The organism is Pseudomonas sp. R4-35-07 (genome assembly GCF_003852235.1).
Taxonomy (GTDB): domain Bacteria; phylum Pseudomonadota; class Gammaproteobacteria; order Pseudomonadales; family Pseudomonadaceae; genus Aquipseudomonas.
In genome coordinates, this window is the sequence record NZ_CP027732.1 from 3,287,185 (window position 1) to 3,312,656 (window position 25,472).

General features: G+C 62.7%; 23 protein-coding genes. 8 read left to right on the forward strand and 15 right to left on the reverse strand.

Annotated elements, in window-relative coordinates; translation table 11 throughout:
* The first annotated feature begins 348 nt into the window (after positions 1-348).
* Together C4J89_RS14935 and C4J89_RS14940 are read left to right on the forward strand one after the other, a co-directional pair.
* The gene (locus C4J89_RS14935) at positions 349-2,007 is read left to right on the forward strand and encodes a nitrite/sulfite reductase (RefSeq protein ID WP_124414869.1); all 1,659 of its coding nucleotides are present in this window, start codon (positions 349-351) and stop codon (positions 2,005-2,007) included.
* Positions 1,991-2,485, forward strand: a complete 495-nt coding sequence (locus C4J89_RS14940; protein WP_124414870.1) for a DUF934 domain-containing protein — start codon at positions 1,991-1,993, stop codon at positions 2,483-2,485. The genes C4J89_RS14935 and C4J89_RS14940 overlap by 17 nt, the downstream gene beginning before the upstream one ends.
* 297 nt (positions 2,486-2,782) lie before the next feature.
* On the opposite strand, the gene C4J89_RS14945 is transcribed toward C4J89_RS14940, so the two are convergent.
* A complete protein-coding gene (locus C4J89_RS14945) occupies positions 2,783-3,187 on the reverse strand; it encodes a MerR family transcriptional regulator (RefSeq protein ID WP_124363123.1) in 405 nt (134 codons plus the stop codon).
* A gap of 71 nt (positions 3,188-3,258) precedes the next feature.
* Here C4J89_RS14945 and C4J89_RS14950 point away from each other — a divergent pair, with 71 nt between their 5' ends.
* Both C4J89_RS14950 and poxB read left to right on the forward strand, forming a co-directional pair.
* Positions 3,259-4,491: an NADH:flavin oxidoreductase/NADH oxidase family protein gene (locus C4J89_RS14950; protein WP_124363124.1), complete on the forward strand. Its 1,233-nt coding sequence runs from the start codon at positions 3,259-3,261 to the stop codon at positions 4,489-4,491.
* A gap of 77 nt (positions 4,492-4,568) precedes the next feature.
* Entirely contained in the window at positions 4,569-6,293 is a 1,725-nt protein-coding gene (poxB, locus tag C4J89_RS14955) for a ubiquinone-dependent pyruvate dehydrogenase (RefSeq protein ID WP_124363125.1), read from the forward strand.
* Between the two features lie 51 nt (positions 6,294-6,344).
* Here the strand turns inward: poxB and C4J89_RS14960 are convergent, their stop codons facing one another.
* Positions 6,345-6,902: an NADPH-dependent FMN reductase gene (locus tag C4J89_RS14960; RefSeq protein WP_124414871.1), complete on the reverse strand. Its 558-nt coding sequence runs from the start codon at positions 6,900-6,902 to the stop codon at positions 6,345-6,347.
* Positions 6,903-7,128: 226 nt separating this feature from the next.
* Between C4J89_RS14960 and C4J89_RS14965 the strand changes: the two genes are divergently transcribed.
* Positions 7,129-7,365, forward strand: coding sequence for a hypothetical protein (locus tag C4J89_RS14965; protein WP_124363127.1), 237 nt, complete (start codon positions 7,129-7,131; stop codon positions 7,363-7,365).
* Between the two features lie 49 nt (positions 7,366-7,414).
* Here the strand turns inward: C4J89_RS14965 and C4J89_RS14970 are convergent, their stop codons facing one another.
* The gene (locus C4J89_RS14970; RefSeq protein WP_124414872.1) at positions 7,415-7,753 is read right to left on the reverse strand and encodes a hypothetical protein; all 339 of its coding nucleotides are present in this window, start codon (positions 7,751-7,753) and stop codon (positions 7,415-7,417) included.
* A gap of 182 nt (positions 7,754-7,935) precedes the next feature.
* Between C4J89_RS14970 and C4J89_RS14975 the strand changes: the two genes are divergently transcribed.
* Positions 7,936-8,844, forward strand: a complete 909-nt coding sequence (locus tag C4J89_RS14975; protein ID WP_124414873.1) for a LysR substrate-binding domain-containing protein — start codon at positions 7,936-7,938, stop codon at positions 8,842-8,844.
* A gap of 25 nt (positions 8,845-8,869) precedes the next feature.
* Here the strand turns inward: C4J89_RS14975 and C4J89_RS14980 are convergent, their stop codons facing one another.
* Both C4J89_RS14980 and C4J89_RS14985 read right to left on the reverse strand, forming a co-directional pair.
* Positions 8,870-9,451 carry a GNAT family N-acetyltransferase gene (locus C4J89_RS14980; RefSeq protein ID WP_124414874.1) on the reverse strand — a complete coding sequence of 194 codons (582 nt, stop codon included), beginning with the start codon at positions 9,449-9,451 and terminating at the stop codon, positions 8,870-8,872.
* Between the two features lie 8 nt (positions 9,452-9,459).
* Positions 9,460-11,715 carry an Orn/Lys/Arg decarboxylase N-terminal domain-containing protein gene (locus tag C4J89_RS14985; RefSeq protein ID WP_124414875.1) on the reverse strand — a complete coding sequence of 752 codons (2,256 nt, stop codon included), beginning with the start codon at positions 11,713-11,715 and terminating at the stop codon, positions 9,460-9,462.
* A 798-nt stretch (positions 11,716-12,513) separates the two neighbouring features.
* Here C4J89_RS14985 and pnuC point away from each other — a divergent pair.
* Both pnuC and C4J89_RS14995 read left to right on the forward strand, forming a co-directional pair.
* Positions 12,514-13,077: a nicotinamide riboside transporter PnuC gene (gene pnuC, locus C4J89_RS14990; protein ID WP_124414876.1), complete on the forward strand. Its 564-nt coding sequence runs from the start codon at positions 12,514-12,516 to the stop codon at positions 13,075-13,077.
* A complete protein-coding gene (locus C4J89_RS14995; RefSeq protein WP_124368979.1) occupies positions 13,074-13,610 on the forward strand; it encodes an AAA family ATPase in 537 nt (178 codons plus the stop codon). The genes pnuC and C4J89_RS14995 overlap by 4 nt, the downstream gene beginning before the upstream one ends.
* On the opposite strand, the gene xth is transcribed toward C4J89_RS14995, so the two are convergent.
* From xth to C4J89_RS15045, 10 genes are all read right to left on the reverse strand, one after another.
* Complete coding sequence (xth, locus tag C4J89_RS15000) at positions 13,607-14,401, reverse strand: exodeoxyribonuclease III (protein ID WP_124414877.1); 795 nt, start codon at positions 14,399-14,401, stop codon at positions 13,607-13,609. The genes C4J89_RS14995 and xth overlap by 4 nt on opposite strands.
* A gap of 76 nt (positions 14,402-14,477) precedes the next feature.
* Positions 14,478-16,202: a gamma-glutamyltransferase gene (gene ggt, locus C4J89_RS15005; RefSeq protein WP_124363134.1), complete on the reverse strand. Its 1,725-nt coding sequence runs from the start codon at positions 16,200-16,202 to the stop codon at positions 14,478-14,480.
* 106 nt (positions 16,203-16,308) lie between these two features.
* Positions 16,309-19,032 carry a cystathionine beta-lyase gene (gene metC, locus C4J89_RS15010; protein ID WP_124414878.1) on the reverse strand — a complete coding sequence of 908 codons (2,724 nt, stop codon included), beginning with the start codon at positions 19,030-19,032 and terminating at the stop codon, positions 16,309-16,311.
* A gap of 203 nt (positions 19,033-19,235) precedes the next feature.
* Positions 19,236-19,829, reverse strand: a complete 594-nt coding sequence (locus C4J89_RS15015; RefSeq protein ID WP_124363136.1) for a cysteine dioxygenase — start codon at positions 19,827-19,829, stop codon at positions 19,236-19,238.
* A 16-nt stretch (positions 19,830-19,845) separates the two neighbouring features.
* Positions 19,846-20,670 (reverse strand): amino acid ABC transporter ATP-binding protein, encoded by an 825-nt coding sequence (locus C4J89_RS15020; protein WP_124363137.1) that lies wholly within the window; start codon positions 20,668-20,670, stop codon positions 19,846-19,848.
* The gene (locus tag C4J89_RS15025; RefSeq protein WP_124363138.1) at positions 20,657-21,340 is read right to left on the reverse strand and encodes an amino acid ABC transporter permease; all 684 of its coding nucleotides are present in this window, start codon (positions 21,338-21,340) and stop codon (positions 20,657-20,659) included. Before C4J89_RS15025 ends, C4J89_RS15020 begins: the two co-directional genes overlap by 14 nt.
* Positions 21,330-22,055, reverse strand: a complete 726-nt coding sequence (locus C4J89_RS15030; RefSeq protein WP_124363139.1) for an amino acid ABC transporter permease — start codon at positions 22,053-22,055, stop codon at positions 21,330-21,332. Before C4J89_RS15030 ends, C4J89_RS15025 begins: the two co-directional genes overlap by 11 nt.
* Entirely contained in the window at positions 22,052-23,254 is a 1,203-nt protein-coding gene (locus C4J89_RS15035) for an aminotransferase class I/II-fold pyridoxal phosphate-dependent enzyme (protein ID WP_124363140.1), read from the reverse strand. The genes C4J89_RS15030 and C4J89_RS15035 overlap by 4 nt, the downstream gene beginning before the upstream one ends.
* Positions 23,251-24,672 (reverse strand): FAD-binding oxidoreductase, encoded by a 1,422-nt coding sequence (locus tag C4J89_RS15040; RefSeq protein WP_124363141.1) that lies wholly within the window; start codon positions 24,670-24,672, stop codon positions 23,251-23,253. The genes C4J89_RS15035 and C4J89_RS15040 overlap by 4 nt, the downstream gene beginning before the upstream one ends.
* A complete protein-coding gene (locus C4J89_RS15045; protein ID WP_124363142.1) occupies positions 24,665-25,471 on the reverse strand; it encodes a transporter substrate-binding domain-containing protein in 807 nt (268 codons plus the stop codon). The genes C4J89_RS15040 and C4J89_RS15045 overlap by 8 nt, the downstream gene beginning before the upstream one ends.
* Position 25,472: the final 1 nt, after the last annotated feature.

Consider the following 25,472-nt stretch of genomic DNA (forward strand, 5'->3'; position numbering starts at 1 on the left):
ACTTACTGGTGGCTGACCCAGAACACAGCGGTGCCCACCACAAGGATGATCAGGAACAGAATCGCCCAGGCATCCACGGTGCTGTCGGGTTTACGTATTTTTGTCGAATTGCTCATCGCATCGCCTCTTGTCGGTTTTATAGGTGATTGCCCTAAGACTCGACACAGTAAAGACCAGACTTGCCCCTATGACAAATGTGGATATCGCAACAACCCTTCTCATTAGTCATTTTGGTTATGTGCATATACTCAAACATCACTTTTGCGCATAAACGCAAACTGGTATCGTGCGCCGGCTCCGTTGGGAGTGCGCGGCCGTGCGCGCAGATTTGCCGAGAACAGGACCTATATGTACGTATACGACGAATACGATCAGCGCATCATCGAGGACCGCGTCAAGCAGTTCCGTGATCAGACCCGACGCTACTTAGCAGGTGAACTGAGCGAAGAAGAGTTCCGCCCTCTGCGCCTGCAAAATGGCCTTTATGTTCAGCGCTTTGCGCCGATGCTGCGGGTGGCTGTGCCCTATGGCCAGCTGACCTCGCGCCAGACGCGCATGATGGCCAAGATCGCCCGCGACTTCGACAAAGGCTACGCCCACATCAGTACCCGCCAGAACGTGCAGTTCAACTGGCCGGCGCTGGAGGACGTGCCGGACATCCTCGCTGAACTGGCGACCGTGCAGATGCACGCCATTCAGACCAGCGGTAACTGCCTGCGCAACGTGACCACCGACCAATTCGCCGGCGTCGCCTTCGATGAAGTGATCGATCCGCGTCCCTGGTGTGAAATCGTGCGTCAATGGACCACCTTCCACCCCGAATTCGCCTACCTGCCGCGCAAGTTCAAGATCGCCATCAATGGCTCGACGTCGGACCGCGCTGCCATCGAAGTGCACGACATCGGCCTGGAGCCGGTGCATAACGCCGCCGGCGAGCTGGGTTTCCGGGTGTTGGTGGGTGGCGGCCTGGGGCGTACCCCGGTGGTCGGCGCCTTCATCAACGAGTTCCTGCCGTGGCAGGACCTGCTGAGCTACCTCGACGCGATCCTGCGGGTTTACAACCGTTATGGTCGCCGCGACAACAAGTACAAGGCCCGGATCAAAATCCTGGTCAAGGCGCTGACCCCTGAGGTGTTCGCGCAGAAAGTCGACGCCGAGATGGAACACCTGCGCGGCGGCCAGACGACCTTGACCGAAGCCGAAGTGCAGCGCGTGGCCAAGCACTTCGTCGACCCCCAATACAAAACCCTGAGCAATCAGGACGCCGAGCTCGCGGCGCTCGACCAGCAGCATCCGGGCTTCGCCCGCTGGCGCACGCGCAATACCCTGGCGCATAAACAACCGGGCTATGTGGCGGTGACCCTGTCGCTCAAACCCACCGGCGTGGCACCAGGCGACATCACCGACAAGCAGCTGGACGCCGTCGCCGACCTGGCCGACCGCTACAGCTTCGGCCAGCTGCGCACCTCCCATGAGCAGAACATCATTCTCGCGGACGTCGAGCAGAGCCAACTGTTCACCCTGTGGGGCGAACTGCGCGAAGGCGGTTTCGCCACGCCGAACATCGGGCTGTTGACCGACATCATCTGCTGCCCGGGCGGCGACTTCTGCTCCCTGGCCAACGCCAAGTCGATCCCGATCGCCGAATCGATCCAGCGCCGTTTCGACGACCTGGACTACCTGTTCGACATCGGCGAGCTGGACCTGAACATCTCCGGGTGCATGAACGCCTGTGGCCACCACCATGTCGGCCACATCGGCATCCTGGGCGTGGACAAGAAAGGCGAAGAATTCTACCAAGTGTCCCTGGGTGGCAGCGCCAACCGTGATGCGAGCCTGGGCAAGATCCTTGGCCCGTCCTTCGCCCAGGAAGCCATGCCCGAGGTGATCGGCAAGCTGATCGACGTGTACATCGAACAGCGCACCGAAGATGAGCGTTTCATCGACACCTACCAGCGCATCGGCATTGACCTGTTCAAGGAGCGCGTCTATGCAGCGAATCATTAAGCACAACGAAGTCGTCGACGAAACCTGGCACCTGCTGCCCAAGGACGCAAGCTTCGACGGCATTTCCAACTGCGACGACCTGATCGTCCCATTGGCCCTGTGGCGCGAACACGGCCATGCCCTCAAGGCCCGCGACGGCGGCCTGGGCGTGTGGCTGGACGCCGATGAAGAAGCCGAAGAGATCGGTGATGACGTGGAGCATTTCCAAGTCATCGCCCTGAACTTCCCAGCCTTCACCGACGGACGCAACTACTCCAACGCCCGCCTGCTGCGTGATCGCTATGGTTACAAGGGCGAACTGCGGGCGATTGGCGACGTGCTGCGCGACCAGCTGTTCTACCTGCGCCGCTGCGGCTTCGATGCCTTCGCCTTGCGCCCCGACAAAGACCCGTACGAAGCGCTGGAAAGCCTTAAAGACTTTTCGGTGACGTACCAGGCTGCAACGGATGAGCCGCTACCGCTATTCCGACGCCGCTGAGTAAAAAATGTGGGAGGGGGTTTGCTCCTGATTGCGGTGGATCAGCCAGCTTAGGCGGGACTGACACACCGTCATCGGGGGCAAGCCCCCTCCCACATTTGGATCTGCGTACATCCGGCAGATTTTGCGGCGGGCGCACGACGTCGGAATAAATAGCAACCCATATATAGCCAGCCGAACACGGTTAAACATGTGGGAGGGGGCTTGCCCCCGATGGCGGTGGATCAGCCAGCTTAGGCGGGACTGACACACCGTCATCGGAGGCAAGCCCCCTCCCACCTTGGCTATTCAGCGACTTCAAGATTGCAGTTTAATCGACGCCAGCACTTGCTTCTGCCCCATGGAGCACGGTACATCGTCTGGCTGCGCCCGCACCGCATCGATCACGCCTGATAATTGCGCCTTGCTGTGGGCCAACTGCGCCTGCATCACCTCGATCTGGGCCACTTTGCGCTCCAACGCCTCGATCAACTCATCGCGCCTGTGCTCCCCCGGCGCCGGCATCAATGCCTTGAGTTCCTGCAGGGTAAACCCGGCCTGTTGCGCGCTCTGGATCAATTGCAGCGTCTGCAGCGCCTCGGGTGCATAACGCCGATACCCATTGGCTTGGCGTCCCACCTGGCTGATCAAGCCCTCGGCCTCGTAAAAGCGGATACGCGACGCCGCCAACCCGCTCTGTTTTACCAGCTCACCAATATTCATCGAAACGCCCGCTTGACATTAAAGTTAACTTTAAGCATAGCCTGAGGCCTCCCCCGCTCAGGAGTCAATCCATGTCACCCTTTGAAGCCTTGCAACTGCCCAACGGCCAGGTTATTTCCAACCGCATTGCCAAGGCAGCGATGGAAGAAAACATGGCCGATTTCAATCAGGCACCCTCCCGTGAATTGAAGCAGCTGTACACGACCTGGGCCGAGGGTGAACCCGGCTTGCTGCTCACCGGTAACGTCATGATCGACCGCCGTGCCCTGACCGGCCCAGGCGGTGTTGCCTTGGAGGACGAGCAGCACCTGGACAGCTTTCGCGAGTGGGCCGATGTGGCACGGAGCAAGGCTGTGCACTTCTGGATGCAGCTCAGCCACCCAGGACGCCAGACCATGGCCAACCTGGGCCAGCAAGCGCTGGCACCCTCGGCCATCGCCTTGGACCTCGGCGGCTTTTCGAAGCTGTTCGCCCAACCCAGGGCCATGACCGAAGACGACATTCAAGACGTAATCAAACGCTTCGCCACCAGTGCCCGCCTGGCCGAGAAAGCAGGATTTACCGGTGTGCAGGTCCATGGCGCCCATGGTTACTTGCTCAGCCAATTTCTGTCGCCCTTGACTAACCAACGCACCGACCGCTGGGGCGGCCCACTAGAAAACCGCGCGCGCCTGCTGCTGGAAGTGATCCGCGCCGTGCGCGCCAGCGTCAGCCCGGCATTTTGCGTGGCGGTCAAACTCAATTCGGCCGACTTCCAGCGCGGCGGCTTCGATGAAGCCGATGCGCGTGCGGTGGTCGAGATGCTCAACGCATTGCCGATCGACTTGCTCGAATTATCCGGCGGCAGCTACGAGGCACCCGCGATGCAAGGCGACGCTCGCGATGGCCGCACACTGGCCCGCGAAGCCTACTTCCTGGAATTCGCCAAAGACCTGGCAACCATCGCCCGGATGCCGGTAATGGTCACCGGCGGCATCCGTCGTCTGGCCATCGTGCAGCACGTACTGGACAGCGGCATCGCCATGGCCGGCATCGCCACCGCCCTGACCCTGGAACCGCAACTGATCAAACACTGGCGCGACGGTCGCGAGCTCAATCCGCAGCTCAAACCGATCACTTGGCAGCGCAAGACACTGGCGGCCCTTGCGCTGGTGGCTGTGGTGCGCCACCAGATGCGCCGCCTGAGCCGCGGCCGCCTGCCCAGCCTCAACGTCATTCCCTGGTGGGCGCTGGTGCGTGACCAATGGTTCCTCGCTCGCCGCACGCGCCAATACCGCGCGGCCATGACGCAATCTTCACATTAGAGGCGGAGCATTCGCCGTGATCGAACTGTCCTCTACTGATCAGCAGTTATTCATCTCACTGACGATTGGAGTTCTTCATGGCGAAAATCAACCTGGCCCAGCAGTTGGCAACCACCCTTGAACAGGCAGGTATCAAGCGCATCTGGGGTCTGACCGGCGACAGCCTCAATGGCCTCACCGACGCCCTGCGCAGCATGGACAGCATCGAGTGGATGCATGTGCGCCACGAAGAAGTGGCCGCGTTCGCTGCCGGCGCCGAAGCCGCTGCCACCGGTGAGCTGACGGTGTGCGCCGGCAGTTGCGGGCCGGGTAACCTGCACTTGATCAATGGGTTGTTCGATTGCCATCGCAACCATGTGCCGGTTCTGGCGATTGCCGCGCAAATTCCGTCCTCGGAGATCGGCCTGAACTACTTCCAGGAAACCCATCCCCAGGAGCTGTTCAAGGAGTGCAGCCACTTTATCGAGCTGGTGAGCAACCCCGAGCAGATGCCCCAGGTGCTGCATCGCGCCATGCGTTCGGCGATCCTCAATCGGGGCGTGGCGGTGGTGGTGATCCCCGGGGATGTCTCGCTGCTGGAAGTGGAGGACAAGCTCAAGCCCTGGCCGGCGCTGCATGCACCGCGCACCTTGCCGGCAGAGGCCGATCTGCAGCGGCTGAGCGAGATCCTCCAGCGCAGTGAAAAAGTCACCCTGTTGTGCGGCAGCGGTTGCGCCGGCGCCCATGACCAAGTGGTCGCGCTGGCCGATGCCCTCGGCGCGCCGGTGGTGCACGCGCTGCGCGGCAAGGAGCATGTGGAGTGGGACAACCCGTTCGACGTCGGCATGACCGGCCTGATCGGGTTCAGCTCCGGTTACCACGCCATGCTCGATTGCGACACCCTGATCATGCTCGGCACGGACTTCCCCTACCGCCAGTTCTACCCGACCGACGCGACGATCGTTCAGGTCGACCGCGACCCCCAGGCCCTGGGACGACGTACGACCCTGGACCTGGGCATCGCCGCCGATGTCAGTGAAACCCTCGATGCGTTGCTGCCACGCCTGACCCGCAAGACGGATCGCAGCTTTCTCGAAACCTCGTTGAAGCATTACGAAAAAGCCCGCCAGGGTCTGGATGACCTGGCGCAACCGTCCAAGGCAGATCGGCCGATCCACCCCCAATACGTGGCACGCCTGCTCAGCGAGCTGGCCGATGACGACGCGATCTTCACCGCCGATGTCGGCTCACCGACCGTATGGGCCGCGCGCTATTTGAAAATGAACGGCAAGCGCCGGCTGATCGGCTCGTTCAACCACGGTTCGATGGCCAACGCCATGCCCCAGGCCATCGGCGCACAGGCGGCATTCCCTGGGCGCCAGGTGATCTCGATGTCTGGCGACGGCGGTTTCACCATGTTGATGGGGGATTTCATTTCTCTGGCGCAATTGAACCTGCCAGTGAAACTGATCGTGTTCAATAACGCGTCACTGGGTTTCGTCGCGATGGAGATGAAGGCGGCAGGCTACCTGGACACCGGAACCGAGCTGAAAAACCCGGACTTTGCGGCCATGTCCAACGCCATGGGCATCCTGGGGATCCGTGTGGAGCAATCCGAAGACCTGGAGCCGGCCCTGCGCCGCGCTCTGGCCCACGACGGCCCGGTGCTGGTGGATGTGGTCACCGCGACTCAAGAGCTGGTGATGCCGCCGAGCATCAAGCTGGAACAGGCCAAGGGGTTCAGCCTGTATATGCTCAAGGCCGTGATGAGCGGGCGTGGCGATGAAGTGATCGAGCTGGCACGCACCAACTGGCTACGATGATGCCCTGTGGGAGGGAGCCTGCTCCCTCCCACATCAGCACGCCTTGTCAATTCAGCCCTTTTGTTTTTCGACCCACTGGCCGAATGCATCGATAAATGCCTGCAGGAACGGCCTGGTCTTCTCCGATAGCTTGCCCGCCTCGTCGAACACACTGCCCGCGCCGCCCAGGTAGGCTTCCGGCGTTTGCATGCACCACACATCCAGAAACACCAAAGACTGGCGCAGGTGATGGTTGGCCCCAAAGCCTCCAATGGCGCCCGGCGACACGCTGATGATCGCCCCCGGCTTGGCGCCCCAGACACTCTGCCCATAAGGGCGGGAGCCTACGTCGATGGCATTCTTCAACGGCGCGGGCACGGAACGGTTGTATTCCGGGGTCACGAACAGCACTGCGTCGGATGAACTCACCTGTTTGCGGAAAGTACTGTAGGCTTCGGGCGCTGCCGCACCTTCAATGTCCTCGTTGTAGAGCGGCAGATCGCCGATCTCGACAATATTCAACTTGAGGTTGGCGGGGGCCAGTTCGGCCAATGCCAGGGCGACCTTGCGGTTGATCGACTCTTTTCTCAGGCTGCCAACCAGGACGGCAATCGTGTAGACCTTGCTCATTGAGGTTTCCCGACGTGTGACTAAAGGAGCGAGTAGTTATAAAGGCTTCGCGGCGCGTGCACCAGAGTGTTTTGCGAATGCCCAAGAAGTCGCCACGCACGCGCTCGCGTAGGAAACATCTGAAACTTTAAACGAATAGTATTTTTTTCTTATAGGTAAACTACCCCGCTCACTGACGGTCTACAGAACCGCAAATCGAGTGTTTATCTCCAGAGGTTCTAAACAGATGGCAGCAGTATTAGTCGGACAGTTTCATGCCAGAGACGCGGAAGGCCGCGTATATTCGGTGCATGAGTTCCAGGAATCCAACCCGGCGCACGGCGACCTGGCTGGCTCGGCGCCTACCACCTCCTACAAGCTGGCCATTGGCGACCGTGTAGAAAAACTGGAAGGTGATGAGTTCAAATTGATCCAGTCGGGCACGATTATCGTCCGCGAATCTCCGACCTCTCTCGTGTCATAAGATTTCGCCCTGTCCACCTGCTCAGTCCTCGCGACTGGGCTGGGGATGCTTACGGGCTGCGGATTTCCGTTACTTCAATGCCCTGCTCGCCTTGCTTGAGCGTCACCACCAACTGCCCTCTCTCCCCTTCCACCGCATACATCGAACGCTTGTAGCCCGACCGGTCGTAAGCGGGATACGCCTCCACCTGCCTGATCAACGTCATACCAAGCACCGCGCCCACCTGCTCGGCGACCTGTTCCTGGGAACGGATAAACGCTTCGAGTGCGAGGTTTTCCGGCGCGTATTCATCGTGATTATTGAAGAAGTAAGCCGCCAGGCACCCCACGGTCACCAGGACCAGGAATTGCTTGACCGTTACCCCGAAAAGCGTCGAGGGTAGAGGCATTTGAGACCAGACCTGTTTTTGTTGTAAGTACCGGGTACCCGGCATTGGTCGTTGCTGATCAGACGCCTCATTCTAGTGAGGTCCTGGCTTAACGCCATAGGCAGGGGCGACCCGTGCAGTCTTTTTTGCGCACGGGGACCTGCGCCATTGAATCCCCACCCCACTGCACATAGACTCCGGCCATGCGTTTACGTCATATCGAAGTGATTCAGGCCATCTTGCAGACCGGACACCTCGGCACGGCCGCCGAGTGGTTGCAACTCCCCGTGGGCGAGGTAGACGCCACGCTCAAGGATGCCGAACTGCAATTGGGCTTCATGCTGTTTGCCAGTGTCCGCGGGCGCCTGCAAGCCACCCGTGAAACCCTGGAGCTGCAAGCGCAAATCGCCCCCCTGTACGACGCGCTTGAGCCGATACAGCGCCTGGCCAGCCGCTTGAAACACCATCACGCGCCGACCTTGCGTGTGCTGTGCACCCCACCGCTGGCCAACCAATTACTACCCCAGAGCATCGCCCTGCTGCGCCGACGGTTCCAGGATACGCCGTGCAACCTGTCGAGCCAGCCGACCCGGGAGATCGTCAGGCGCCTGTTGCTGCATGAGACCGATGTGGGCCTGAGCCTGCATGACCCGCAACACCCACACATTCAGAGTCGCGTGCTGGCCCAAGGCAAACTCCAATTGCTCGCCCCCCACGGCTGGCTGAAACCCAAGCAGAAGTACAGTGCGCTGCAGGATCTGGCGGGGCAGTCGATGATTGGCCTGGAGGGCCACGACCCGTTGAGCCGTCTGCTGGACGCCAAGCTGCTAGCTTTGCGCCCGCTGCCGGTGGTGCAGACGCGGGTACAGACGTACCAGATGATGCGCAGCATGGTGGAGGCGGGAGAAGGCCTGGCGGTGGTCGACCCGTTCACCGCCTTCGGTGCGCGGGACGCGGGGCTGGATGTGTGCCCGATATCACCCCCGATCAGCGTCAACCTGTATGCATTGACCCTGCAGGACGGGGCCGCTTCACCGGCCCTGAATGCACTGCTGGAGATCGTCACGCAAAAGGCCGAAAACCTGCTGTCCAACGACACCAAGGCGCAGTAGACGCGAGCGGACGTGCTACACCGTCTCAGATCGATTCGACTTCGCTCTTGAACAGCCGATACCAGAAAATCGCCACTTCGCGGGTTTGCGGGTCGATGCCGCGATAGCGCAGTTGATCGATACCCCCCATCACGTACCCGCTACGTTCATACAGGCGACAGGCACCGAGGTTGTTGTTCTGGGTTTCCAGCATCATGCCCGGCAGGTTCTTCTTGCGTGCCCAGAACTGCGCCACGTCCAACAGCGCCTTGGCGACACCGTGACGCCGCGCAGGCAGCGCCACCGCCAGCTCGTCGACATGGGCAAAACCGTTCCAGTTGGTACTGATCACGACGTGGCCCACCGCGCGATCATCCAGATACGCCATGAAGACCGCGCTGTCAGTCGCATTGCGAAAGCTGGCGAATTCTTCAGGGTCGATGCCGTAACACTTGCGGTACGGCAGGATGCGCTCCACCGGCCATTGATCGACCCGCTTGCCCATCTGCGGCACACCATAGGCACTGACCTCAAAACTGAAGTCGTTGCCCCATACGTAAGCGTCGAAGCCTTCGTCGGCGACTCGCACACTGAGCCCTGGATACTTCGGGTTCATGACAGCTTGCATAACGTTCCTTAACCTTTGATGCAATCGACGGTGTAACAACGACCACTGCCGTCATCTTCGTGTTGCAACCCATGCACATCGGCGACAAAACCGGGAAAACTGCTATCGAACGTCCGGGCAAACGCCAGATAGTCGATGATCGAACGGGTTGACTCGGTAAAGCGCTCGCCCGGCATGATCAGCGGGATACCCGGCGGATACGGCACCAGCATCACGGCTGCGATGCGTCCTGGCAAGGCATCGATGGATACCGCTTCCACTTCGCCCCTGACCAACTGGTCGTAGGCATCGGCCGGCTTCATCGCAATCTCCGGCAACACCGTATACATGCGCTTCAGATGCCTGGCCGTCGCGTTGCTGCGATAACAACTGTGCAACTGGTCGCACAGGTCACGCAACCCCAAGCCCTGATAACGTATCGCCCCCTGGGCATATACCGAGGGCAGGCAACTGGCCAGGCTGGTATTGGCATCATAGCTGCGTTTGAATTCCAGCAACTCGGTGAGCAAGGTACTCCATTTGCCTTTGGTAATGCCCATGGAAAACAGCACGAGGAAAGAATACAGCCCGGTCTTTTCCACCACCAGGCCGCGCTCCCAGAGAAACTTGCTGACCACGGCGGCGGGAATCCCGCGATCGCTCAAGGCACCACCGGCGGTGAGGCCAGGCATTACCAGGGTGACTTTGATCGGGTCCAGCAGCACATAATCTTCAGCCACGTCGCCAAAACCATGCCAGTCATCCTGAGGGTGCAGCAGCCAGTCCGCGGTGACGACCCGGTCGATACCGGCCACCGACGGCGGCTGCCAGATGGAAAACCACCAGTCATCAGCGGCGATATGCTGACGCAGGTTGGCCAGCGCACGGCGGAAACTCAGGGCCTCATCGAACATTTCCTGCAACAGCGAGCGACCCGCCGGGCCTTCCATCATCGCTGAGGCCACGTCCAGGGAGGCGATGATGCTGTATTGCGGCGAGGTGGAAATATGCATCATGAACGCTTCGTTGAAGCGGTCACGGTCCAGTTGCCGCGCACCGCCGTCCTGCACGTGAATCATCGACGCCTGGCTGAAGGCCGCAAGCAGCTTGTGGGTGGAGTGCGTAGTGAACACCAGCGGGCTGTCCGGCGTGCGCGAGGTGCCCATGCCGTAGCGCCCGGCGAAAAACTCGTGGAACGCCGCGTAGGCATACCAGGCCTCATCGAAGTGCAGCACCTCGACGCTGTTACCCAGTTGCTGCTTGATCAGCTCGGCGTTGTAGCACAGGCCGTCGTAGGTGGAGTTGGTGACCACCGCCAGCTTTACCTTCGCCGGGCGTCCATGGGTCAGAGGGCTGGCGTCGATCTTGGCGCGGATCGAGTCGGCGCTGAATTCGCTCAAGGGGATGGGGCCGATGATCCCCAGCTCGTTGCGCTCCGGGCACAGGTACAACGGGATCGCGCCGGTCATGATGATCGAATGCAGTACCGACTTGTGGCAATTGCGGTCGACCAGGACCAGGTCATCGCGACCGACCATGGAGTGCCAGACGATCTTGTTGGCGGTGGAGGTGCCGTTGATCACGAAAAACGTGTGGTCAGCGCCAAAATTGCGTGCCGCGCGGGCTTCGGCTTCCGCCAGCGGTCCGGTGTGATCGAGCAGCGAGCCCAGCTCGGGGACCGAGACAGACAAGTCCGAACGCAACGTATTTTCCCCGAAGAACTGGTGAAACGCCTGCCCCACCGGGCTTTTGCGATACGCCACGCCACCGCCGTGGCCCGGGGTGTGCCAGGAGTAATTGGAGTCGGCGGTGTGTTGCACCAGGGCCTTGAAGAACGGCGGCAACAAGCCATCGAGGTAGGCGCGCGCCGCACGCGCGACCTGGCGCGCGAGAAACGGTACGGTGTCTTCGAACAGATACAGGATGCCGCGCAACTGGTTGAGTTCGCTCATGGCATCCGCCGGGGCGTTTTCTAGGGTGACTTGCTCGCCCAGCGCGAAGATCGGCAGGTTGGGCGCCCTCACCCGCGCCAGGCGGATCAGCTCGACCATGTTTTGCAGCAAATGGGTATTTTCCCCGGCGCCCTCGGCGGCGATCAGCATGCAGGCAAGGCCGTGGTGGGTGGCCGCCACCAGTCGCCCTTCGGCATAGTCCACGGCGGAAAAGATACTGAAGCCCTCCTGCTCCAACTCCCTGGCGATGCCTCGAACCCGGTCACCGGCAACGGTGTCGGCCTTAATGTCGCGGTGCACGATAAGGACGGGAAACTTCAGGTCTTTGTACATGGGCGCTCCTACTCCTGAGGGCTTGCACTCAGGGTAGAAGCTGGAAGCGAATGTGGCGAATGAAGATTTTCACAGACAATGAAGATCAATTGTCGCAGGGGGCTTGTCCCAATGCGGGTCAGTTAAGGCTTTTTGTAGGAACGCGGCGCGTGGCCATAGGTATCTACACAACTTTCGCGCGGCCCTAAACCTGTGACGGCTCAGCAGCCGAAGCCTCTTTAACTGCCCCCCGCGCTCCAAATGTGGGAGGGGGCTTGCCCCCGATGGCGGCCTGACAGCCGACCAGGATGCTGGATCAGAGCGAGTACATATCCGTTGCTGCGGTAACGGCGGCTTAGGGTTCCGCCCTTACGGCGTCTCACTTTTGAAAAGCGCAAAAGTAAGTAAAACGCTCTTGCCCCACCACTCGGCACCTCGCCCCGGCTCGGTGTGCCCGTAATCCGACATTGATTTGGGGGGCCGCCGCCACGCGCCATCCATGGCGCGGGGCGGCTAAACCGGCATCCCTGCCGGTTTACCCCCCAAATCACTATCGGATTCCGGCCAGCGTGGTTTAACGGGGCGCCTAGATCAAGAGCAAGATCAAGAGCGACTCGCTTCGCATCGTGGTTAGCGTAGGCTGCTGCTACAGAGTTGTGTAGATACCTATGCCCCGATGGGAGTGTGTCAGTCACCGCCACCAGCGACTGATCCCAGCCTTCGGGAACCCGCCCATTGCCACATTTGCCCTCCGCTGTTTGAGGATGGATGACCTGTAGGTACAATCAGCGCCCTCCTCCACTCTCCCAAGGAACCGCCATGTCCGGGCTTGAACTGTTCGCCGCCGCCCTGGGGGTGATCGCTGTGTGGCTGACGGTCAAGCAAAATCCCTGGTGCTGGCCTATCGGCCTGGTGATGGTGTTGCTCTACACCTGGGTGTTCTTTGAGGTGAAGCTGTATTCCGACATGCTGCTGCAGGGAGTCTACGCCGTGCTGCAAGTCTACGGCTGGTGGCAATGGACCCGCGCCGGCACGGTCAAGCAAGGCCGTCAGGTCAGCAGCCTGGGCTGGCCGGCCATCTTGACCGCCCTGGCCGTCGGCGCGGTGTTCAGCCTGCTGCTCGGCGCCGCCATGGCCCACTGGACCGACGCCGCTCAACCCTGGCTCGACGCGGCCCTGACGGGTTTCAGCCTGGTAGCGCAGTTGTGGATGGCGCAAAAACGCGTGCAGTGCTGGCCGCTGTGGATCGTGGTGGATGTGATTTTCGTCGGGCTATTCCTCTACAAAGGCCTCTACCTCACCGCCGCGCTCTACGCACTGTTCACCGTGATTGCCGTGCAAGGCTGGCGTGAATGGCGCGCCGACCCGGCGTTGCACGCATGAAAGTGGTGGTACTGGCAGGCCCTGAATCCAGCGGCAAAAGTTGGCTGGCGGCTGAGCTGCACGCGCACTTCGGCGGGCTGATGGTGGGTGAATATGTGCGCTATTTCATCGACCACCACCAGCGCGACACCTGCCTGGCGGATATCCCGGCGATTGCCCAGGGCCAGTTGGCCTGGGAAGACGCCGCCCGCGCAGCGCAGCCTGATTTGCTGATCCTCGACACCCACCTGCTGACCAACACACTCTGGAGCCAGACCCTGTTCGGCGACTGCCCCAGCTGGCTCGACAGCGAACTGCTGGCCCGTCACTACGACCTGCATCTGCTGTTGTCGCCCGAAGACGTGGAATGGAGCGCCGACGGCCAGCGCTGCCAACCCGACCTGGCCGACCGCCGAGCGTTCTTCCAGGCCAGCCTGGATTGGCTGCACGCGCATCAACAGCCTGTGGTGGTGATCCGGGGAGACTGGCAAGCGCGCCGGAACGCCGCGTTTGCCGCAGTCGAGCGCTTGCTCGGGGCGACAACGGTCGGTTAACGCTTTTTGCGCGTGCCGAGCTGAATCCAGGTCGGCGCGTGGTCGCTGGCATGCGCCTCGTTACGCACCCATGCATCGACGCCCGCGTCCTTGAGATAGGGCTTGAGCGCCGGGTTGAGCAGCAGGTGGTCGATGCGCAGGCCGGAATTTTTCTGCCAGTGCTGGCGGAAATAGTCCCAGAACGTATACACCCGCTCTTCGGGGTACAAATGACGCACTGAGTCGGTCCAGCCCCGGTCAAGCAGGCGTTGATAGCAGGCGCGGCTCTCGGGTTGCAACAGCGCATCCTTGAGCCAGGAGCGCGGGTTATAGATATCCAGATCGGTGGGCACCACATTGAAATCCCCGGCCAGCACCACCGGGTGATCACTGGTTTGCAACGCCTGGGCATAGTCGATCAGGCGTTCGAACCAGGCTAGCTTGTAGTCGAATTTAGGCCCCGGTTGCGGGTTGCCGTTGGGCAGGTACAGGCAGCCGACCAGCACGCCGTGCACGGCCGCCTCGATATAGCGGCTTTGCTGGTCGCTCTCGTCACCGGGCAGGCCCCGCCGGCTTTCCAGCGGTTGCGCGTCCTTGGCCAGAATCGCCACACCGTTCCACGAGGCCTGGCCCAGGCAGATCGCGCCGTAGCCGGCCGCTTCGAACTCAGCATAGGGAAACAGGCTTTCCGGCGCCTTGAGTTCTTGCAGGCAGACGACGTCCGGCTGCTCGCGGGCCAGCCACTGCAGCAGGTTGGGCAGACGGGCACGAATACCGTTGATGTTGAAGGTGGCGATTTTCAGCGCTTTCATGGGGTGGGGTCCTTTCGGGGCTCTTGGGATAGAGCCCCGAAATGCCGCAGATGTTCCATGCGCGAGCGAGTCGGCCTCAGTAACCCAACGACAGGCCCGTGTTGCGACGCGGGTCATTCGCGCCATAGAAGCGGTTGTTGCCCACCGGCTTGCCACCCAGGGCCGGCGCGCCCACCAGGATCGCGGCCAGGTGGTTGGCGTCCTGGGGACCGGCGAATTTATGCCCCCAGCTCTCGAGGATCTTCTGGGTGTCCGGGCTGACCGCGAAGGTTTCAAGGTTGGTGGTCTGCGGCATCCACTGCTGGTGGAAGCGCGGCGCATCCACGGCCTCCTGGATGTTCATCTTGTAGTCGATGACATTGAGGATGGTCAGCAAGGTCGCGGTGATAATGCGGCTGCCGCCTGGCGTGCCCACCACCATCACCGTCTTGCCATCCTTGGTCACGATAGTCGGGCTCATCGACGACAGCGGCGCCTTGCCCGGCGCAATGGCGTTGGCTTCACCCTGGACCAGGCCGTACATGTTCGGCACGCCGACCTTGACGGTGAAGTCGTCCATTTCATCGTTGAGGATTACCCCGGTCTTGCTCGCCATCACGCCCGCGCCAAACCAGTCATTGAGGGTGTAGGTGACGGAAACGGCGTTGCCCCAGGTGTCGACGATGGAATAGTGGGTGGTGTTGTTGCCTTCATGGGGCGACACACCCGGCTTGATCGCCTGGGAGTCCCCGGCCTTGTGTGGCTCGATCGCGTCGCGCAGTTTCGCCGCGTAATTTTTATCCAGCAGATGCGCAATCGGGTTCTTCACGAAATCCGGGTCGCCGAGGTAGCTGTTGCGGTCTACATAGGCGTGGCGCATCGCTTCGATCTGGTAGTGCAAGCCCTGGGCCGAGTGGTACCCCAGGTCCGCCATCGGGTAGCCTTCGAGGATGTTCATGATCTGGCAGATCACCACGCCGCCAGAGCTTGGCGGCGGCGCCGAGACCACATGGTAGCCACGGTAATCGCACTCGATAGGCGCCAGTTCGCGGGTCTTGTAGGTGTCCAGGTCAGCCTGGGTGATCAGGCCCTTGCCGGCCTGGCTCGACTCCACCAAGGCGTTGGCGACCCAGCCTTTATAGAAGCCATCGCTGCCCTTGGCGGAAATCTCCTTGAGGGTCCTGGCCAGGTCCTTCTGCACCAGTTTCTGGCCGACCTGCATCGGTTGGCCGTTATGCAGGAAGATCCCGCGCAGATCCTGGTCTTTCTCGAATTCGCCGGTGGCGGTGTGCAGCAGGTCAATATCGCCCTGCTCCAGGGCAAAGCCGTTCTCCGCCAGTTTGATCGCCGGCGCGATCACCTGGGCGCGCTTGAGGGTGCCGTACTTGCTCAGCGCCAACTCCATGCCCGAGACAGTGCCAGGTACACCGACGGCCAGGTGGCCCTTGGCGCTCAGGCCTTCGACCACATTGCCGTCTTTGTCCAGGTACATATCGGCCGTGGCCGCCAGCGGGGCTTTTTCGCGAAAGTCGAGGAAGGTCTTGCGCCCGTCCGCCAGCTGCACGGTCATGAAACCGCCGCCGCCCAGGTTGCCTGCCGCCGGGTACACCACTGCCAGCGCATAGCCCACGGCCACCGCCGCATCCACCGCGTTACCGCCGGCCTTGAGCACCTCCACGCCGACCTGAGTGGCCAGATGCTGGGCGGTGACCACCATGCCATTTTCACCGGCCACCGGGGCCTGGGAAGCGGCGTGCACGCCACTGACCGTCAACACCAGGGCAGTGGCAATCAAGGTGCGGCTGAAGGGTTGGTATTTCATCCATGGCTACTCTATTTATTGAGATGCACCAAAATAGCCCTTCCCTTATTCAAGCCCCAGCGCGATGGCGTTTTTATTACAGAACCTGTCGGTGATGGAACGCACGTCAAGCCGGTGAGCCTTCAAGCCGTTCACCGACCCGTGCAAAGCCGCGCTGCAGATCTTCAAGCAATGCCGCGACATCTTCCAAGCCGATATGCAGCCGCACCACCGGGTTCAACCCACGGTCGGTGGCACTGTCGCGGTCTTGGGTGTCGACCACGGTGACCAGGCTTTCATAGCCGCCCCACGAGGCGCCCAGGCCAAACAGCTGCAAGCCATCGATAAAACGTTCGAGGTAGCCGATGTCAGCCTTCGCCAGCTCAAACGATAACAAGCCGTTATTGCCGGTGAAGTCCCGGCGCCACAGGGCGTGCCCAGGATGGGTGGGGAGCGCCGGATGGAACACCCGCTTGACCTGCGGTTGCGCCTGCAACCACTGGGCAATGTGCAAGGCCTGGCGTTCATGCACATCCAGGCGCGACGCCAGGGTGCGCGCGCCGCGCAGGATCAGGTAGGCATCGTCGGCGCTCACCGCATTGCCGAAGGTATCGCTCATCCTGCCCAGCGCCGGCCAGGCGGCGGTGGTGGTGCACACGCTGCCCATCATCACGTCGCTGTGGCCGCCGAGGTATTTGGTCAGGGCCATGATGGAAATATCCGCGCCCAGTGCCAGGGGCCGGTACAGATAGCCCGAGCCCCAGGTGTTGTCGACCGCCAGCAGAATCCCGCGTGGCTTGCACAACGCGGCAATCGCCGGCAGATCGCACAGCTCATACAACAGCGAACCCGGCACTTCGGCGTAGACCAGCCGGGTGTTGGCCTGCAGCTGGTGTTCCAGGCCCTGGCCATCGGCGGGGAAATAGCTCACTTCAATGCCGAACGGCTGGAGAAATTCACGGGCCAGCTTGCGCACCGGTGAATACACCGCGTCGGTGATCAACACATGGTCGCCGGGGCGCAGGTAGGCCAGGAACACCTGGGCCGCCGCTGCCAGGCCGGTGCCATACAGCCGGGTGCGATAGCCGCCTTCCAGCTCGGTGACCAGGTCTTCCAGGGCATGGGCCGTCGGGTTGCCCCGCGCGCCGTAACTCAGCACCCGCTCGCTGTCCCGCCGGGCCCGGGCGTCGCGCATCTGCGCCAGGTTGTCGAACAGCACCGTACTCAGGCGCGTGATCGGCACATTGACCGCGCGGCCGCCGTGGCCCCTTTCAGTCCGAGCGGCGTGAATCAACCGCGTACGCACCCGCGACACCGGCGCCAACGGCTTGAGGCTGGCGATCTCCGCCGCGCTCATCTGCGCCAGCAGGCCGATTTCCCAGGCCAGGTACTGGCGCGCCGCGTCCTTGTTACCGCTGTGACGGTCATGGGTGAAGAACAGAAAGTCGATGCACTGCGCGTCGGGCGGCGAGTGCGGGTCTGCATCCACCGGCAGGCCGGCCGCGACCCAGGCCGCGAAACCACCCTCGAGCAGGCGTACCGCGCGCCCCTGCGCGGCAAAGGCCGCCAATGCGGGGTCGTCCGCCACCAGCACCTGGGGCCGATGCCCCGCCGTGAGTCGCGGACGAATCGACCAGCGCGAGCCGGCGATATGCCCCTTGCGATACGCCATGCTGGGGCGCAGGTCGACCAGGTCCACCTCGTTCAATTCCAGCGCCAGGGCTGCGGCGCTGATCAACGGCAGCGGTTCGTACGCCACCGGCTGCACTGTCGGCAACGCCAGGCCACTGTCGATGCCGCCGCTCAACACGTAGGCTTGATGCCCCAGCTGCCGCAGCCAACTGGCGACGATAGGCGCGCGCACGCCCTCGCTGTCCACCACGACCACCCGCGCCTGACGCACGCCGATGTAGAGGTCGGTGGACTGGATCAACTGGCCGCCCGGTGTATGTTGCGCACCCGGCAGGCTGCCGGCGGCGAATTCCTCGAAAGTTCGCACATCACACAGGAACAGGCTGCGCTGGCTGTCGTCGGCCCACTGGCGCACCTGATCCGCCGAGACCTGTTCCACCCCTGCCCGCTCAGCCAACAGCCGTGCGGCCTGGCGCTGGCGATCCAGCTGCGGGCTGACGGGGTCGCCATAGCGTCGCGTGCTGCCGTGCTCCAGCGGCAAGTCTTCCAGATACCAGCCCTGGGTGCCGTTTTCCAGGGCATAGATCGGATTCTTCAAGCCGAGGTTGATCAGGGTCTGCGCGCCGATAATGCTGCGGGTGCGACCGGCGCAGTTGATGACGATGGGGGTGGTGTCGTCCGGCACCAGGTCATGCACGCGATAGCCCAGCTCGCCGTTGGGGCAGCAGATGGAACCGGGAATCGTCATCTTGCGGTACTCCTCGAACGGTCGCCCGTCCAGCAGCACCAGCGGTTCGCCCCGCGCCTGCCACTCGGCCAATTGCCGCGCGGTGATGTGGGGCGTATGGCTGGCCGCTTCGACCAGCTCGCCGAAGGCCTTGGACGGCACATGCACGCCGGCAAACAGCTGCAAGCCCGCCGCCTGCCAGCCGTCCGCCCCGCCCTCCAGCACATTCACATGGCTGTAGCCTAGCGTCTGCAACCGCGTGGCCACGGCTGCCGCGACCTCACCACCGTCCTGGTCGTAGATCACCAGGCGCACCTGGGGGTTGGGCGCCAGGCGGCGTACTTCCAGCTCCAGGCGGCTATAGGGCAGGTTCACCCCGTGAAACAGGTGGGCCTCGCCGTATTGCCCGTGTTCGCGCACGTCGAATAGCGCGATTTCCTGCCCGTCGAACAGCCACTGCTGCAGTTGATGCGGGGTGATGGTCTGGCTCATGGAAGTCCCAACAATTAAAAGAAAAGTGAGGGCAAAGCCCTAATGCAGTTAAGGCTTTTTGTAGGAGCGAGCTTGCTCGCTAAGAACTCAGAGCCACCGCGTTTATCCAGAATGAACGCGTTGCCTGGACGTTTTTCGCGAGCAAGCTCGCTCCTACAGTGAGCCCCATTCGCTTAAATGACTGGCATTAGGGCGAGGAACGATCAGTAGGCGCGAATCGACGGTGCCATCTGCGAGGCGTTGTAGTTGAGGATGCGGCCGTCCGCTTCCACGCCGTAACGGCCGTTCAACGATTCCAAGGGCAGGCCGTAGAGGTGGAAATGCAAAGTCGCCTGTTCGCCTTCAACCTTTATGCCGTGCAGATCTTCGCCGAGGAACGAGATCGAGGTGCCCGGCTGCACAATCACTTCCTGTTCCAGGGTCAGGGTGGTGAAGCCCGGTTCGCGGCCCGCGTCGCTGCGCCCATAGACGTAGTTGATTTCCTGGCCTTCAATCGCGGTGATGATCGCCCACGTCTCGTGGTTGTGCGGGATCGTGCTTTTGCCCGGCAACAGCGAGTTGAGGTACAGCGTCGGGGTGTCGCCGTCATCGTTGAGGCGATAACGGAACGCCGTGCTGCCCTGCCCCGGCACCGGTGCGGGGAATTGGTCGAAGTTGAACAGGTCGCGACGTTCGGCCAGGCGTTCCAGCAGGCCAACGATCTGCACCAGCGCCGCGCGGTCTACGCCACGCTGGTTGATCACACGGACCTGTTGCAAAAACGCTTCGATGACGGCGGCACGGTTTTCGGTACTCATGACGAATTTCCTCAGGTCAGACAGACAGGCTGTAGCGGCTCAAATTGGCCAGCAGGTACGGGTCGTGGGCAATCGGGCCACGACGCCCCGCGTCGCCCAGGGCATGGCGCAGGAACGTCTGGGTGCGCTCGTTGGCCGGGTTCTGGAAGATGTGTGCGGCGCTGCCATGCTCGACAATCACCCCGTGTTCGGTGAAGTACACGACATCGCTGATCTCTTCGGCGAAGCGCATTTCGTGGGTGACCAGCACGCACGTCATGCCCTCTTCGGTGAGTTCGCGGATCACCGTCAGCACTTCGCCGACGGTTTCCGGGTCGAGCGCCGAGGTCACTTCATCGAACAGGATCAGCTCCGGGCGCATCGCCAGGGCGCGCGCAATCGCCACGCGCTGTTGCTGGCCGCCGGACAATTGGCCGGGGTAGGCATCGGCCTTGTGCTCCATGCGCACTTTGGCCAGCAGCGCCCGCGCGTCTTTTTCCGCCTCGGCGCGGTGGCGCCCGAGCACCTTGCGCGGCGCGATCACCAGGTTCTCCAGCACCGACAGGTGCGGAAACAGGTTGTACTGCTGGAACACAAAGCCGACGCGCTTGCGCAGCTCGATGCGCTGGGCTTCCTGGGCCAGGGTGTCGACCTGGGTCTGGCCCACGCGGATGCTGCCGCGCTGGGGCTGCAGCAGCCCGGTGATGCAGCGCAGGATCGTGGACTTGCCCGAGCCCGACGGGCCGATGATCGACACCGCCTGGCCGCGCAGTACCTCAAGGTTGATGCCCTTGAGCACCGGGTTGGCGCCGAACGACAGGTGCACATCCCGCAGGCTCACCAAGGGTTCAATAGAAGGCATAACGGCGCTCCAGGTGTTGGGTGAGACGGGAGATCGGGTAGCAATAGGCAAAGAACAGCACCAACAGGCTCAGGTAGATCACCACTGTGAAGCCGGTCATGTTTACCGTGTTGCTGGCGATCTGCGCGGTGTCGATCACGTCATGCACGCCCACCAGCGAGGCCAGTGCCGTGCCCATGGTGACCACGGCATAAAGGTTCATCCAGGGCGGCAACATGCGCTTGAAGCACTGCGGCAGGATGATCGAGCGGAACAACTGGCCACGGGTAAAGGCCAGCGAGCGCGCGGCTTCCCACTGGGTGCTGGGGATCGAACCGATGGCGCCGCGAAAGATCTCCGCCACGTTGGCGCTGGCCGGCAGCGCCAGGCCGAGGGTGACCTTGACCCAGTCGGGAAACGACACGTAGCTGTTGCCAATGTGGATCTCGAACGGAAACACGTAGGTGGTGAAATAGATCAACACCAGCCACGGCGCATTGCGAAACACCTGCACCCACAGCCGTGCGACAAACCCCAGGGGCGACAGCGCCAGCGCGCCGATCAACAGGCCCAGCACCGAACCGATGGCAATCGCCAGCAGGCTGATCAGAATGTTTTGGCCGAAACCGGCCAGCAGCGCTGGCGACCATTGCAGCAAGGCCGACAGCACCGCAAATGAATCAGTGGCCATAGCCGGGCATCCTCAGGCGCGCTTCGAGCCAGCGCCCCACACAATTGACGATAAAGCTCAGCAGGCCGAAAAAGCCGAGGATCAGGATCATCAGCTCCAGCACGTTGTCGCTCTGGGTCCAGATCATGATCGCCGCGTAGGTGATGTCGCCCACCGCGATGGCCGAGGCCACGGCCGTCATCTTCACCAGGTCGATCAGGTTGTTGATCAGCGACGGCAAGGCAAAGCGCAGCGCCAGCGGCAGTTGCACATTCCACAGCAGTTGGCGGCGGCTGAAGGCCAGGGAACTGGCGGCCTCCAGCGTCACCGCGGGCACCGCCTCGATGCCGGCGCGCAAGGCCTCGGCATGGAACGCGCCCTTGTGCAGGGAAATCACGATCACCACCCAGGCGAACGGCGTCAGCGGGTTGGCCGCGCCGACCGCCTGGGTCAGCAGCATGTTCAGCACCAGGAACGCGCAGTACAGCTGCACCAGGGTGGGCGTATTGCGCGTGACTTCGATGAATACCCGCGCAGGCCTGGCCAACCACGGGTTGCCCGAGGTGAGCATCGCCGCCAGGCCGATGCCCGCCAGCAGGCTGCCGATGACCGTGAACAGGCACAGCAGGCCGGTGGTCAACGCCCCTTGCACCAGGGAGCCGCGCTGGTAGGCATCGAGCAGGAAGTTGTAATTCAGGCCGATACCGGCGGCCCAGTGCACGAACACTTCCATCATCGCAACTGCTCGCAGGCGCTGGCGATACGCCGTCCGGCCTCGACAACGCTGTCGGTCGCCGTGGCGATGGACAGGCGAAACCACGGCGACAGGCCATAGGCGCTGCCCGCCACCGCCGCCACGCCCTGTTCCAGCAGCCAGGCGACCACATCAGCGTCGTCTTCCAGGCGCAGGCCATCCGGGCGCAAGCGTCCCAGCAGCCCGGCGCAGCGCACAAACACGAAGAAACCGCCTTGGGGTTCGAGCACCTCCAGGCCGTCGACCTGTCTCAGCGCCTGGACCAGCCTGTCCCGACGCGCTTGATAGGTGGCGACCTGCTCCGCGAGAAAATCCAGCCCGCCGGAATACGCCGCCAACGCGGCGGCCTGGCCCACCGATGAAGCACCGGAGGTGGATTGCGACTGCACCACCGTCATGGCGTCGGTGAGCGTCTGCGGCCCGGCGCCGAAGCCGATACGCCAGCCGGTCATGGCGTAGGTCTTGGACACGCCGCCCACCAGCAGGCAACGCGCCTGCAGGTCCGGAGCGACATTCAACAGGCTCTGCGCCGGGTGGCCGTCGAAACGAATATGTTCATACAGTTCATCCAGCAGGATCAGCACCTGGGGATGGCGGCGCAATACCGCAGCCAACGCCGTCAGCTCGGCCTCGCTGTACACCGCGCCACTGGGGTTGCCCGGACTGTTGAGAATCAACCAGCGTGTGCGCGGGGTGAGGTGCTGTTCCAGTTGGGCCGGCAGCAACTTGCAGCCCTGCTCCAGGCCGCATTCGGTAAACACCGGCTCGCCGCCGTTGAAACGCACGCTGTCCGGGAACGACGGCCAGTAAGGCGTCGGCACCAGCACCTCGTCGCCATCATCCAGCGTGGCGGCGAAGGCATTGAAGATGATCTGCTTGGCGCCATTGGCGATCACGATGCTGGCCAGCGGGTAGTCCAGGCGATTTTCAGCCGCGAGCTTGCGCTGTACCGCCAGCCGCAACGCCTTCACCCCCGGCGTCGGCGTGTACTTGGTCGCGCCGGCGGCGATGGCGGCATAGGCGGCCTGCTTGACCGGCTCCGGGGTGTCGAAATCCGGCTCGCCGGTGGTGAGATCGAGAATGTCGCGCCCGGCCTCGCGCAACTCGGTGGCGCGGGATTTGGCGGCGGCGTTGGCGGACAGCGACACCCGCTGCACGCGCCGAGACAGGCGTACGCTCATGGCTGCACCTCGAGGACTTTTCCTGGGTTGAGCAGGTTGTGCGGGTCGAGCGCTTGCTTGATGCGGCGCATCAGGTCCAGCTCTACCGCGCTTTTGTAGCGCCCCAGCAAGCCGACCTTACGCTGCCCGATGCCATGCTCGGCGCTGATCGAGCCACCGTGGGCGTGGGCGCTGTCGTGCACCAGCGCGCTCAACTGCGCGTAGTGCGCCATGTGCGCCTCCACCGTCGAACCCAGCGGATGCGCCACGTTGTAATGCAGGTTGCCGTCGCCCAGATGGCCGAAGGTGAAGTGGCGCACGCCGGGAAAGTGCTGCTGCAACAACGCATCGGTCTGGGCCACGAACGCCACCACCTGGGAAATCGGCACCGAGATATCGTGCTTCATGTTGCGCCCAGCGCGTTTCTGCGCCTCGCTCATGTTTTCGCGCAGCAGCCACAGGGCCTGGCTCTGCGCCAGGCTCTCGGCGATCAGCGCATCACTGATCAATCGGTGTTCGAAGGCCTCACCCAAGACGTGTTCGAAGGCTTCGCGGGCATGGCTTTCGCCGTGGTTGTCGGACAGTTCGATCAGGGCGAACCAGGGTTGGCGCGCGCTCTTGAACGGCTGCGGGCCTTGGGGGAACTGCTCGCGCAGCAGGGCCAGGCAATCGGCAGAGAGCAATTCGAAAGCAGTCAGGTTCGCGCCGAAGCCGGCGCGGGCATGGGACAGGAAGGCGACGGCCTGGGCCAGTTCATCGAACGCCAGCAGCGCCGTGGCCTGGGCCAAGGGCTGCGGGAACAGCTTCAAGGTGGCGGCGGTGATAATGCCAAGGGTGCCCTCGCTGCCAATGTAGAGGTCGCGCAGGTCGTAGCCGGTGTTGTCCTTGCGCAAACCGCGCAGGCCATGCCAGATCTCGCCTTCGGCCGTAACCACTTCCAGCCCCAGGGTCAGCTCGCGGGTATTGCCGTAGCGCAGCACCGCCGTGCCACCGGCATTGGTGCCGAGGTTGCCGCCGAGGGTGCAACTGCCTTCGGCGCCCAAGCTCAGGGGAAACAGGCGGCCGGCCGCGCGCGCCGTGGCCTGGACGTCGTGCAGGATGCAACCGGCTTCCACGGTCAGGGTGTCGTTGTCGGTGTCGACATCGCGCACGCGGTTCATTCGGTCCAGCAACAGCAATACCGAACGCCCGCTGGCATCCGGCGTAGCGCCGGCCATCAGCCCCGTGTTGCCGCCCTGCACCACGATCGGCGCCTTCAATGCCACGCAGGCACGCACCACCGCCGCCACTTCGTCAGTGTTGGCCGGGTGCACCGCCGCGACGACCTGGCCGGTGTAGCGCCCCTGCTTGTCGGTCAGGTACTGCGCCGCCTGCGCGCTGCTCTGCACATGGGCGCTGCCGAGCAGTTGCTGCAGGGTGGCGAACAGCGCATCACTCATGGCTGTACTGCTCGTGCAAATCGCGCAGGGCCTGGGACGGCGCCATGCCGGTGCGCTCGCCCAGGGCAATCAGGAAGCCGCTTTTATGCCAGCCCTTCACGATGGCATCGAGCCTGGCCTGGGTGTCGTGCTCGCCCTTGCGAATCCAGATCACCGAGTTGGAGGGAATCAGGTCACCCGGCAGCGGTATCTCATAACCGGCCCACTCGGCGTCGCCGAGCAAGGCGTGCATGGTCGGGCTGACGTGCACCGCCGCCACGCACCCATTGCCGCGCAACGACAGCAGCGATTCGGACTGGCTGCGGAACGCCTTGATCTGCGCGCCGTAGGTGTCTTGCAACGGCTTGATGAAGTTGCTGCCCTGGGACACGCACACCGGCTTGTCCTTGAGGTCGGCCCACTGTTTGATGCCCGACCCCTTGCGAATCAACGCCGCGCCACCGACTTCTTCGTACGGCGTGGGCACGTAGTCGAGGATCTCGGCGCGCTCTTCGGTGAACTGCATATTGGCGATCAGAATGTCGACCTTGCCCTGTTGCAGGAACTGCACACGGTTGGGCGCCAGCACCGAAACGGTCTTGGTCTCGACGCCCAGCGCCTGGCCGACGGCCTTGGCCAGTTCGACGTTGTAACCCAGGTGCTCGCCGGTCTTGGGGTCGAGGGTGCCGAACGGCGGGCCGCTGAGGATCACCCCGACGCTGATGGCGTGGCGCTGGCCGATCTTGTCGAGGGTGGCGTCGGCATGGGCCACGCCTGCGCACAGGGCCAGGCCGAGCGCGAGGAGGCTTTTGAACGGCATG

What these genes read in the sequence shown, in the direction of transcription:
- C4J89_RS14965 (WP_124363127.1), top strand. Translation starts at nt 7,129, where the DNA reads ATGGCAGCAGTATTAGTCGGACAGTTTCATGCCAGAGACGCGGAAGGC.
- xth (WP_124414877.1), bottom strand. Translation starts at nt 14,401, where the DNA reads ATGAAAGCGCTGAAAATCGCCACCTTCAACATCAACGGTATTCGTGCC.
- metC (WP_124414878.1), bottom strand. Translation starts at nt 19,032, where the DNA reads ATGAGCCAGACCATCACCCCGCATCAACTGCAGCAGTGGCTGTTCGAC.
- C4J89_RS14940 (WP_124414870.1), top strand. Translation starts at nt 1,991, where the DNA reads ATGCAGCGAATCATTAAGCACAACGAAGTCGTCGACGAAACCTGGCAC.
- pnuC (WP_124414876.1), top strand. Translation starts at nt 12,514, where the DNA reads ATGTCCGGGCTTGAACTGTTCGCCGCCGCCCTGGGGGTGATCGCTGTG.
- ggt (WP_124363134.1), bottom strand. Translation starts at nt 16,202, where the DNA reads ATGAAATACCAACCCTTCAGCCGCACCTTGATTGCCACTGCCCTGGTG.
- C4J89_RS15015 (WP_124363136.1), bottom strand. Translation starts at nt 19,829, where the DNA reads ATGAGTACCGAAAACCGTGCCGCCGTCATCGAAGCGTTTTTGCAACAG.
- C4J89_RS14970 (WP_124414872.1), bottom strand. Translation starts at nt 7,753, where the DNA reads ATGCCTCTACCCTCGACGCTTTTCGGGGTAACGGTCAAGCAATTCCTG.
- C4J89_RS15030 (WP_124363139.1), bottom strand. Translation starts at nt 22,055, where the DNA reads ATGATGGAAGTGTTCGTGCACTGGGCCGCCGGTATCGGCCTGAATTAC.
- C4J89_RS15020 (WP_124363137.1), bottom strand. Translation starts at nt 20,670, where the DNA reads ATGCCTTCTATTGAACCCTTGGTGAGCCTGCGGGATGTGCACCTGTCG.
- poxB (WP_124363125.1), top strand. Translation starts at nt 4,569, where the DNA reads ATGGCGAAAATCAACCTGGCCCAGCAGTTGGCAACCACCCTTGAACAG.
- C4J89_RS14980 (WP_124414874.1), bottom strand. Translation starts at nt 9,451, where the DNA reads ATGCAAGCTGTCATGAACCCGAAGTATCCAGGGCTCAGTGTGCGAGTC.
- C4J89_RS15045 (WP_124363142.1), bottom strand. Translation starts at nt 25,471, where the DNA reads ATGCCGTTCAAAAGCCTCCTCGCGCTCGGCCTGGCCCTGTGCGCAGGC.
- C4J89_RS14950 (WP_124363124.1), top strand. Translation starts at nt 3,259, where the DNA reads ATGTCACCCTTTGAAGCCTTGCAACTGCCCAACGGCCAGGTTATTTCC.
- C4J89_RS14995 (WP_124368979.1), top strand. Translation starts at nt 13,074, where the DNA reads ATGAAAGTGGTGGTACTGGCAGGCCCTGAATCCAGCGGCAAAAGTTGG.
- C4J89_RS14960 (WP_124414871.1), bottom strand. Translation starts at nt 6,902, where the DNA reads ATGAGCAAGGTCTACACGATTGCCGTCCTGGTTGGCAGCCTGAGAAAA.
- C4J89_RS15035 (WP_124363140.1), bottom strand. Translation starts at nt 23,254, where the DNA reads ATGAGCGTACGCCTGTCTCGGCGCGTGCAGCGGGTGTCGCTGTCCGCC.
- C4J89_RS15025 (WP_124363138.1), bottom strand. Translation starts at nt 21,340, where the DNA reads ATGGCCACTGATTCATTTGCGGTGCTGTCGGCCTTGCTGCAATGGTCG.
- C4J89_RS15040 (WP_124363141.1), bottom strand. Translation starts at nt 24,672, where the DNA reads ATGAGTGATGCGCTGTTCGCCACCCTGCAGCAACTGCTCGGCAGCGCC.
- C4J89_RS14975 (WP_124414873.1), top strand. Translation starts at nt 7,936, where the DNA reads ATGCGTTTACGTCATATCGAAGTGATTCAGGCCATCTTGCAGACCGGA.
- C4J89_RS14945 (WP_124363123.1), bottom strand. Translation starts at nt 3,187, where the DNA reads ATGAATATTGGTGAGCTGGTAAAACAGAGCGGGTTGGCGGCGTCGCGT.
- C4J89_RS14935 (WP_124414869.1), top strand. Translation starts at nt 349, where the DNA reads ATGTACGTATACGACGAATACGATCAGCGCATCATCGAGGACCGCGTC.
- C4J89_RS14985 (WP_124414875.1), bottom strand. Translation starts at nt 11,715, where the DNA reads ATGTACAAAGACCTGAAGTTTCCCGTCCTTATCGTGCACCGCGACATT.